The sequence below is a fragment of the Streptomyces sp. NPDC059534 genome (genome assembly GCF_042743475.1).
GTDB lineage: Bacteria > Actinomycetota > Actinomycetes > Streptomycetales > Streptomycetaceae > Streptomyces.
The window spans coordinates 11,447-14,694 of the sequence record NZ_JBHWAQ010000077.1; the positions used below are offsets into that span (position 1 = coordinate 11,447).

1 protein-coding gene and 1 pseudogene are annotated in these 3,248 nt (G+C 63.7%); one reads left to right on the top strand and one right to left on the bottom strand.

Going from position 1 to position 3,248, the window contains the following annotated elements; translation table 11 throughout:
- Positions 1–466: 466 nt before the first annotated feature.
- Positions 467–1,387, top strand: coding sequence for a JmjC domain-containing protein (locus tag ACFVZH_RS38885; RefSeq protein WP_384905175.1), 921 nt, complete (start codon positions 467–469; stop codon positions 1,385–1,387).
- Positions 1,388–1,466: 79 nt separating this feature from the next.
- On the opposite strand, the pseudogene ACFVZH_RS38890 reads toward ACFVZH_RS38885, so the two are convergent.
- Positions 1,467–2,757 (bottom strand): annotated as a pseudogene (locus ACFVZH_RS38890) (ISAs1 family transposase).
- Between the last annotated feature and the right edge of the window lie 491 nt (positions 2,758–3,248).

Sequence of the window (3,248 nt, forward strand, 5' to 3'; positions counted from 1 at the left end):
GGACCAGGTGACCAGGTGACCAGGTGACCAGGTGACCAGGTGACCAGGTGACCAGGTGACCAGGTGACCAGGTGACCAGGTGACCAGGTGACCAGGTGACCAGGTTTTCTTGCCGAAGCCTGAACCGCTGAAGTCGGTAGACCCAGTGCAGTTCGCGGAACTGTTCAGCGATGCGGCGGCGAGTTGCTCTGCAGAGATCCTCGCCTCCTGGACGCTCTCGCCCCACTTTCGAGCCGACCATGATCCCGCTATCCACGTATCGACATGTGCCCAGGTAAGGCACCGTGAGGCCGCCGCCCGCTGCTGCAGAAAACGTAGCTCAAGAACTGAGTGCGACCTACTCGAATCACAAATATGCGTTAACCGTATCATCATACTTGACTTCTGGCGAGTAGGTGGATCGTGGCGTCTCGCCAGTATTGATTGACTGCCTTTGGCGCAATACTTCGGAAGGATCTAGGCCGAGATGAGATTTACCAGCATAGAGGATTTCGTAGGCAAAAAAGACCTGTTCTATTCTCGCTATTTCGATCGGGAGCCCCATATTTTCAAGGCTGCGATACCCGGTCCGCTTGATGACATTTTCTCGATCGCAGATCTTGACGAGGCACTCAACTTCGAAGCGCTGCGCAGCGATTACATGATACTTGCCAAGCAGGGTGAACTCATCCCCAGTCATCGTTACTCCAGGACGATACAAGTGAGGGACACCCCTCAGGTGACCTATCATAATTGCGTTGACCCGGAGAAGGTGCGTCGTCTTTTCCATGATGGTGCAACCATTTTCTGGACCGGGGTCAATCATTTCAACTCGACCGTTCGGAGAATTAGCGAAATATTCGCAGAAGAACTAGGGGTGCGCGTCGAGGGCGACATTTTCTTGACGCCCGCGCGCACTCAGGGTTTCGTTATTCATCACGATCCGTTCGATACCTATATAGTGCAGCTTTCGGGGACTAAGAACTGGAAGGTGTGGCCCACTCCGGAGGAGCGCCCGAAGCAATGGGTATCCTATGACCAAAAAGATATGCCGGAGCCTGTCATCGAAGAGTCACTGCAGCCCGGCGATGTCCTTTATATTCCTTATGGCACTCCCCATGGGCCCGTAGCCGAGGAGGATACCTCGCTCCATATGACTTTCTCTGCACCTCCGGTAATGTGGTCCGATAAGCTGGAGTCATTGGTTAATGCCATCCTGCAAGGGGATGCGGAATTCCGTGATCGCCGATACATTTTCGGGCGGGGAGAGGCGACCGATCAATCGGTCGAGCAGGCCGCTGAAGCTCTAATTCGGAAGATTCGGGAGGCCGAAGGGAAGAAGGAAATCCTTGATCGCAGCTCCTCCGATGCGAGTATTGGGTCGAAAATGACATCACTCTTCCAGTGAGGTTTTCTCAACGAAAATGATCTCGCTGCCGCTGGGGGTGTGAGGCAGGGCCCCGGAGTTCCCTGGATGTCCGGTTTGTTCAGGTGATGCCGTGGAGGGTGAGGATGGCGGCGGGGGTGGTGTGGGCGCGTCGTGCGCCGGCGGTGTTGGCCCAGCCGGCTGCGCGGAGGGTGCCGCGGACGATGTCGCTCAGGGTGGCCATCACGGCAGGGGTGTTGCGGGCGCGGGTCTTGCGGGCGTCCTCGCCGAAGACGACGTCCCTGATCCAGTGCACCGAGTTCTCGATCGTCCAGTGGTCCCGGGCCCAGGAGGCGATCTCCTCCGGGCCGGCCTGGTCGGCGGGCAGGTCGGTGATCGCGTGGACCGTTTCCGAAGTCCACTTCTTCGCGCCGAACAGGCGGCGCCTGCGGCGGATCCGTACGACCTGGCGGGCGTGCGGGAGCAGCGGGCCCTCGACGCTGACGACCTGCAGTTCGCGGGTCTCGTCGCGGCCGTGACCGCGGGCGGTGGAGCGGTGCAGCACAGGGACGTCCTTCCGGGGCAGGGCCTTGAGCTGCTTGGCGAGGTTCTTCTGGTTGCCCTTGACGGTGATCAGGTAGTGCGCGTCGCGTTCCTCCACCAGGTAGTGGGCGTGGGCGCGTTGAGCGTGCAGCGCGTCCACGGTCACCACGGCGCCCTGCAGGTCCTCGTCGTCGATCTGTTCCAGCAGGGGCCGGAACTCGGGGATCTCGTTGGTCTTGGCGCCGACCTCCCGCACGGCCACCGTCAGCGCATCCTCGTGGCACACCGCGGACAGCAGGTGGACCTGGCTGCCGTCGGGACGCTCGGCTCCGCGCAGGCACTTGCCGTCCACCGCCAGGCAGCGGCGTCTCCGCGGCAGGGATGGGAGCGAGAGCGGCGCCGCGGTGGGCGCGGCGCTGCTCTCGTTCGGGCAGGCCCTCGGGGGTGAGCGGACTCGGTTCCGGGCCGGACAGGTCGGCCAGCCGCTGGTAGCCGGCCCGGGTGAGCTCGCCGGGGTCGGTCCTGGCGTAGGCGTCGCGCAGGGTCTTCTCGTCCGGACACCGCAAACGTCCGGCCGGCGGGTCGAACGGGCAGCCGAGATCGGCCAGGGTCTGCTGGTCGCAGCGGCCGGCCCACTCGGCGATCGCGGCAAGGGAGTCATGGCCGGGTGCCGTCATCGCGCAGACCCCGATCGCCAGCAACGTCGCCAGTCGGTAGCGCATCCCGCGGGGGTCACGCGGGTCCGGCACGGAGGCCAGGGCCTGCAGGAGCCCCACGGGCACGACCGGATCCGGGCGCGGTGGCACCGCGGCCAGGAAAGGCGCCGCCGATGGCGCCATGGGCATGCGGGAAGATGAAGAGACGAGCACGGCACCCTCGCGGATCTTGAAGCGTGAAGAACTCCATGATCCGCAGGTGCCGTGCTCGTTTCATGTCTCGAGCGCCCCACCCACAACGATCAGGTCATACCGGACATCCAGGGAACACTCCGGGGCCCTGGGGTGTGAGGGCGGGTGCGGACAGGCGTGAAGCCCCTGGCCTCGATCTTTCATGGCGGGGGCCTGTTGATCTTGTGCCCGTGATGTCGTGTTGATCCCTGCCGGCGGGTGCGTCCGGATGCGGGTGCGCGTCGGCTGTCGCGCCGGTGGCGGCGGGTTCCACGGGCCCGCGTTCGGCGGGATCCTCCTTTCGGTACTCGGCGGGGCGTGACGCCTGGGTCAGGTCGGGTGCGGCAGGGCCCACAGGCGGCGGAACGCGGTGACGATCCCGATGTACCCCTTTCGCTCGCTACAGTCCTGGCACGAGGTAGCACAGTAGAGCCCGGGCCTCGACACCCAAGGGTTTCACTGCTGCGGTGCCG